This window comes from Variovorax sp. YR752, assembly GCF_943372545.1.
Map to the genome: position 1 here is coordinate 1 of NZ_CALRZC010000372.1, position 5,108 is coordinate 5,108.

General features: G+C 67.8%; 7 protein-coding genes and 1 pseudogene. 3 read left to right on the forward strand and 5 right to left on the reverse strand.

Features of this window, described 5'->3' with window-relative positions; all coding sequences use genetic code 11:
• Positions 1–104: 104 nt before the first annotated feature.
• Positions 105–527, forward strand: a complete 423-nt coding sequence (gene radC, locus AAG801_RS40380) for a DNA repair protein RadC (protein WP_341893501.1) — start codon at positions 105–107, stop codon at positions 525–527.
• Between the two features lie 53 nt (positions 528–580).
• Here the strand turns inward: radC and AAG801_RS40385 are convergent, their stop codons facing one another.
• From AAG801_RS40385 to AAG801_RS40400, 4 genes are all read right to left on the reverse strand, one after another.
• A complete protein-coding gene (locus AAG801_RS40385; RefSeq protein WP_341893502.1) occupies positions 581–1,078 on the reverse strand; it encodes a CIA30 family protein in 498 nt (165 codons plus the stop codon).
• 50 nt (positions 1,079–1,128) lie between these two features.
• A complete protein-coding gene (locus AAG801_RS40390; RefSeq protein WP_341893503.1) occupies positions 1,129–1,446 on the reverse strand; it encodes a type II toxin-antitoxin system RelE/ParE family toxin in 318 nt (105 codons plus the stop codon).
• Positions 1,443–1,694, reverse strand: coding sequence for a type II toxin-antitoxin system ParD family antitoxin (locus AAG801_RS40395; RefSeq protein WP_341893504.1), 252 nt, complete (start codon positions 1,692–1,694; stop codon positions 1,443–1,445). The genes AAG801_RS40390 and AAG801_RS40395 overlap by 4 nt, the downstream gene beginning before the upstream one ends.
• 82 nt (positions 1,695–1,776) lie before the next feature.
• Positions 1,777–2,595, reverse strand: coding sequence for an NYN domain-containing protein (locus AAG801_RS40400; RefSeq protein ID WP_341893505.1), 819 nt, complete (start codon positions 2,593–2,595; stop codon positions 1,777–1,779).
• Between the two features lie 914 nt (positions 2,596–3,509).
• Between AAG801_RS40400 and AAG801_RS40405 the strand changes: the two genes are divergently transcribed.
• On the forward strand, positions 3,510–3,809 hold the full coding sequence (locus AAG801_RS40405; RefSeq protein WP_341893506.1) for a hypothetical protein: 300 nt from the start codon (positions 3,510–3,512) through the stop codon (positions 3,807–3,809).
• Entirely contained in the window at positions 3,806–4,576 is a 771-nt protein-coding gene (locus AAG801_RS40410; RefSeq protein WP_341893507.1) for a type I restriction-modification system subunit M N-terminal domain-containing protein, read from the forward strand. The genes AAG801_RS40405 and AAG801_RS40410 overlap by 4 nt, the downstream gene beginning before the upstream one ends.
• Here AAG801_RS40410 and AAG801_RS40415 read toward each other — a convergent pair.
• A pseudogene (locus AAG801_RS40415) lies at positions 4,537–5,108 on the reverse strand (glutamate--cysteine ligase); the annotation flags it as partial. The gene AAG801_RS40410 and the pseudogene AAG801_RS40415 sit on opposite strands and share 40 nt — an antisense overlap.

A 5,108-nucleotide genomic window follows, 5' to 3' on the forward strand; every position in this document is an offset into this window, starting at 1 on the left:
GGTGATCCTCACGGGGGGATGGTGGTGGTGGGCGGGTGGGCTTGCCGTGACGACCCACGCTACCACGTCGTTCTGGGCAGTACCGTCGCGCGCGTGCCGAGGAGGTGCTGTCGCAGGCGCGGCGCGTGCTGTCGCAGCGCGTGCGGCGCGGTGCCACGATGTCGTCGCCGCAGGCGGTGAAGGACTACCTGCGCCTGGAGATCGGTGTGCTGGAGCACGAGGTGTTCTGCGTGCTGTTCCTGGATGCGCAGCACCGGATCATTGCGCTGAAGCAGATGTTCCGCGGCACGGTGACGCAGACCTCGGTGTACCCGCGTGAAGTGGTCAAGGAAGCGCTGTCGGTGAATGCGGCAGCGGTGATCCTGGCGCACAACCATCCGTCGGGCTCGGTGGAGCCGAGCCGGGCGGACGAGTTCCTGACGCAGACGCTGAAGACGGCTCTCGCGCTGGTCGACGTGCGGGTGCTCGATCACCTGGTGGTCGCGGGCGCGGAGGTCCGTTCGTTTGCCGAGCTGGGGCTGCTTTGAGCGCGGAGGGGCACCGCGAGTGCCCCTTTGTCGCCTCTCGTGCGCCGGCCGGGTCAGGCGAGGCTGATCCGGCGGATGTGCAGTTCGAAGGGGCCGGCCTGGCGGGCGGCGATCATCAGGCCGACCTGGCGGATGCGCGCGGGATCGAGCGCTGGTGCGCTGCTGACTTCGCGTCCGCGGAGGCTGGCGCGAAAGTCGGCCAGCGGCAGGTGCAGGGTCTGCCAGTCGGTACCTCCGGGAGCGAAGCTGTCCTGGTAGTTGAGGCTGTCGGAGCCATCGTCGGTCAGCAGGCTGAGCTTGAACTGTTTGTGGTCGCCGCGCAGTTCGATCAGGCGGGTTCGGGCGTCCGGAAGGCCATGTTCGCCAGGGCTGGATCGCACGGAGGCGAAGCCGCCGTTGCGGTCCAACGAGACGCTGCCCTCGAAGACGGCGTGGCCTGCTGGGTCCTGGCGCAGTGTGCTGCGGGAGATGCCGCCCATCACGCGGTCGTCGATGGCGCGCCAGGCGTTCGCCGCGTGCGGGTCGGTGAAGTCGAACAGCACCTTCGACATGGCGGTAGTTGTCGCAGGCGTCGACGCTGGTGTTTCAGGCGTTGGCCGGGTCACTCACCGGCAGTCAGGATGGAGATGATGTCCTGCCGATCGCCGAGCAGGCGGACGACATCGAGGTGGTCCTCGGCCTCGAAGTACAGCCACTGCATCGGGAAACCCGTGACCCGCCACGAGCGCAGGCCTGGAATCTCGCACAGCTGCCCCAGGCGGGGCGAGCCCATCGCCGGCATGCGCTGGATCTGTTCGAGCGCCGCGATGGCCGCGTCGAACATGCGCTCGGCCAGCTCGACGCTACCTTCCTTCGCGTAGTGCCGGGTGGCCTCGATCAGATCGGCCTCGGCCTGCGGCCGCAGGAGGGCGGGCTTCAACGCAGGTCGCCGAGAGCCTGCTTCTTGAGCTGAGCGGCGCGCCTGGGCGTGAGTGCCTGGCCGGGCCCGGAGCTCAGGCCCTCCTCGATCAGTTCGCGGAGGCGCTTCTTGGCCTGTTCTTCCTGGTCGCGGCGGATCAGCTCACGCAGGTACTCGCTGGTGTTGCCGTACTGGCCGGAGCGAACGCGCTGATCGACGTAGCTGCGCATGGCTTCGGGCAGGGCAAAGCTCATGGTGTTGGTGCTCATGGGCGAGATGATCGCGCCGACTATCAATAGTTGTCAAGCCGGCGTTCCACGCCGAGTTGACGACCCGTTGAGCCCACGACCCTCAACGCACGCGCAGCATGTGGTCGGTCTCGCCCTTCTTGATCTCGACGACGGTGTCCAGGGCCTTGACCATCTCGGCGAAGTTGGCGTGGCCGTGGTCCTTGGGGTCGAAGGTAGGGTCGAGGCGCTTGATCATGTGCCAGACGGAGCCCTTGTTGACCCAGGCTTCGCCCTTGGTCTCGGCGAGCAGGCGGACGGCACGCTTGAGCATCTCGGCAGCCGGATCGGCCGGTGGCGGCGGTGGGGTGTCCTTGGCTTCGCTGGGCTTGGGCGCTTCTTCAGTGCTGGGCGCTTCGACCAGGCTGTCGTAGTAGCGAAACTCGTGGCAGCTCTTGGCCCAGTGCTTGTTGGTGTTGCGGCGGTTGCCGATGCCGATCAGCGTGCGGCCGGCGGCCTTGATCTTCTGGGCGACGGGCATGAAGTCGCTGTCGCCGCCGACGATGATGACGGTGCCGATGTGGGCAAAGCGGCTAATGTCCTCGGTGGCGTCGAGGCAGAGCTTGATGTCGGCGCCGTTCTTGGCTGATGCCCCTGGGGGGAAGAGCTGAATCAGTTCGACGGCGCTCTGCAGGAGCGCGTCGCGGTAGCGGCCGAAGTACTGCCAGTTGCCGTAGGCGCGGTTGATGGCGACGGGGCCGAAGGAGGCGCCGAGCTCGACCAGGGCCTGGACGTCGATGAGGGGTTCCTGGACCTTGAAGCGGTTGTCCTGCTTGGCGTAGGCGCCTTCGCCGTACTTGGCCTCCATGAGACCGGCGTGCAGGTTCTCGAAGTCCCAGTAGAGGGCGACGGATCGGCTGTCGTCGTTGTCGTTCGGGTTCATGGTGTCCTCCCTCCCGGTCTTGTTGGAGTCATCGTAGTGCCTGCGGGCGGCGTGAGATCGTCGTGCGACGTGGGCTCAGGGAGGGCGGCAGGCGTAGCAGTCGGTGCTGTTGAAGCGGCATCTGCCTCCAGGTCCCGGTGGGCCTGGGCGTCGCCCCGCTGCGCAGGGCCGCTGTGTCGCGCTGCGCGTCGAGCCACTGGGGTACCGGCGTCTCGCCCCTTGGCGGGCTTCCGTCGCTGACGCAACACGGTCAGGCCGGCGATGCCGGCGGTCATCACGAGGCGGCCCTGTCCCGTGCCCGGGGATCGCGGGCTTCTTCGTCCGTCATGCTATGCATGACCGACGCCCGCTTGGCGATCGGTCCGCGCTCGCAAGTCGCTGCGCTCGGTGCTCACGCGTCCCGAACGCCACCCCGGACACCCGCCAAGCCCGGAGCCTGGCCGCTGAACATCGGGTTCTCCGAAGCGCTCGCAGCGGCTCGACCGCCGCGCCAGTCGCTCGCCTTCGGCTCCCTTTGTGGCACGTCGGCCGCAGGGCCGCCGCCGCTCGTGACCATTCGGCCGGCTGCACTGCAACCGCTGCGCCAGGCGAGCTGGCACATCGGCCGCGTCGCTGCGCCGACCGCGGGGAGGGGGCAGCCCGTGCGCCAGTCGTCCCACCGCGCTCCCCCCACGCGCCCCCGTCGAATTGCGAGGGGACTTTTGTGGGGGGATCTTCAAGCGGTGGGCCGGGAAACCGGCTCACTGCTTCGGCTGCAGATGACACCACCCATCCCCAACCCCTTCCCGTGAGGGAAGGGGCCATGCCCACCCCCCGCCCGCCCGTGGGCGGGAGCGAGGAAGTCCGAGCGAGAGGATCAGTTTTCAGGGAACCCGGACTGGGACCCGGCTGGTTGCTCTCGGTTGGAGTTCACCATGGCAAACGCTTCTGTCATCCAGCGTCACGCGCACCTGGCCGGTGCCGTCAAGCTCGAATTCGTCAACGGCCGCGAAGGCAGCAGCCAACTCAGCATTCGTCGGCCCGTGTTAGACCAACTCGCGCTCTCCATTCCTGCGGTCGAAGAACAGCGTCGCATCGTCGCCCTGGCCGAACTGGCACAGCGGGAGCGCCGCGCGCTGCAGCGACTCATCACCAACCGCGAGCAGCAGCTCCAAGCGATCGCCGAAGACTTGAGCGCACCCGCAACCCATACCCGCATGCAGGAAAAGAAATGAACGAGATCGTTGCGAACAAGACAAGCGTGAGCCAGGACGACATCAACGGTGCCGTCTGGGCCGCCTGCGACACCTTCCGCGGCACGGTGGATCCCAGCATCTACAAGGACTACGTCCTGACCATGCTGTTCCTGAAGTACGTGTCGGATGTCTGGCAGGACCACTACGACAACTACAAGCAGCAGTACGGCGGCCACCCCGAGCTGATCGAGGAGATGCTCAAGAACGAGCGCTTCGTGCTGCCTGCCAGCGCCGGCTTCTACGCCCTGCATGCGCTGCGGCACACGCCAGGCAACGGCGAGCGCATCGACAAAGCTCTCCATGCCATCGAAGAGGCCAACCTCGGCAAGCTTCGCGATGTCTTCCAGGACATCAGCTTCAACAGCAACAAGCTGGGCGACGAGCAGCAGAAGAACGACATCCTGCGCCACCTGCTCGAAGACTTCGCGAAGCCCGAGCTGAACCTGCGCGAGAGCCGCGTCGGCCAGCTCGACGTGATCGGCAACGCATACGAGTTCCTGATCAAGAACTTCGCCTCCACCAGCGGCAAGAAGGCCGGCGAGTTCTACACGCCACCCGAGGTATCCACGCTGATGGCGCGACTGATGGGCGCGGGGTCGAGCGACGGCGGTTCGATCAGCAGCTCAGGGTGCCCGGAAGTCCGCGTTCGCCCGGGCTGGATCGCACCGAGGCGAAGCCGCGGTTGCGCTCCAGCGAAACGGTTCCTTCAGCCGGCTGACGGCGTGAGCTGGGCCGGGTCCAGATAGCGCTGCCGGAAGGTCTCGAACGGCTCGCGATCGGCCGCTTCGGCGGCTTGTCGCGCCTGCACCGATGCGGCCGCTATCGCGCCGAAGCGGGTGTCGAGCTCGGCTGTCCACGGCACGTCCAGCAGCGCGTGCTTCACCGCGGCAGAACGGGCCTGCACGAACTGGATGTGCGAGCCGCCGAAGTCGCTTGCCATGGTGTCGAGCACGCGCGCCGACGGCAGCCGCCGGGTGTCGTGCAGCGCCGCGGTCGCCGCGCCGAGTGCGTCGCGGTGCCGCGTTCCGCCGTGTGCCGAATCGAGCGCCCGGGCGATCGGCGCACAGCCGTCGAGCAGTTCCGCCGCCCACTCGGCCAGCACGATCTCGCGGCCGCCGCGCTGCAGCCGCAGGCCCGGCTCGCGCCCGCGCGCGGCAGTGCGCTCCTGGTTGTGGCCGAGGGCAGCCACTTCGTCGGGGGAATCGGGCGCGCTCGGCGACAGCAGGCAGTGCAGCAGGAAGATGTCCAGGAAGGCCACCGTCGGGGCGCCGATGCCGA

What these genes read in the sequence shown, in the direction of transcription:
- AAG801_RS40395 (WP_341893504.1), bottom strand. Translation starts at nt 1,694, where the DNA reads ATGAGCACCAACACCATGAGCTTTGCCCTGCCCGAAGCCATGCGCAGC.
- AAG801_RS40410 (WP_341893507.1), top strand. Translation starts at nt 3,806, where the DNA reads ATGAACGAGATCGTTGCGAACAAGACAAGCGTGAGCCAGGACGACATC.
- AAG801_RS40385 (WP_341893502.1), bottom strand. Translation starts at nt 1,078, where the DNA reads ATGTCGAAGGTGCTGTTCGACTTCACCGACCCGCACGCGGCGAACGCC.
- AAG801_RS40400 (WP_341893505.1), bottom strand. Translation starts at nt 2,595, where the DNA reads ATGAACCCGAACGACAACGACGACAGCCGATCCGTCGCCCTCTACTGG.
- AAG801_RS40405 (WP_341893506.1), top strand. Translation starts at nt 3,510, where the DNA reads ATGGCAAACGCTTCTGTCATCCAGCGTCACGCGCACCTGGCCGGTGCC.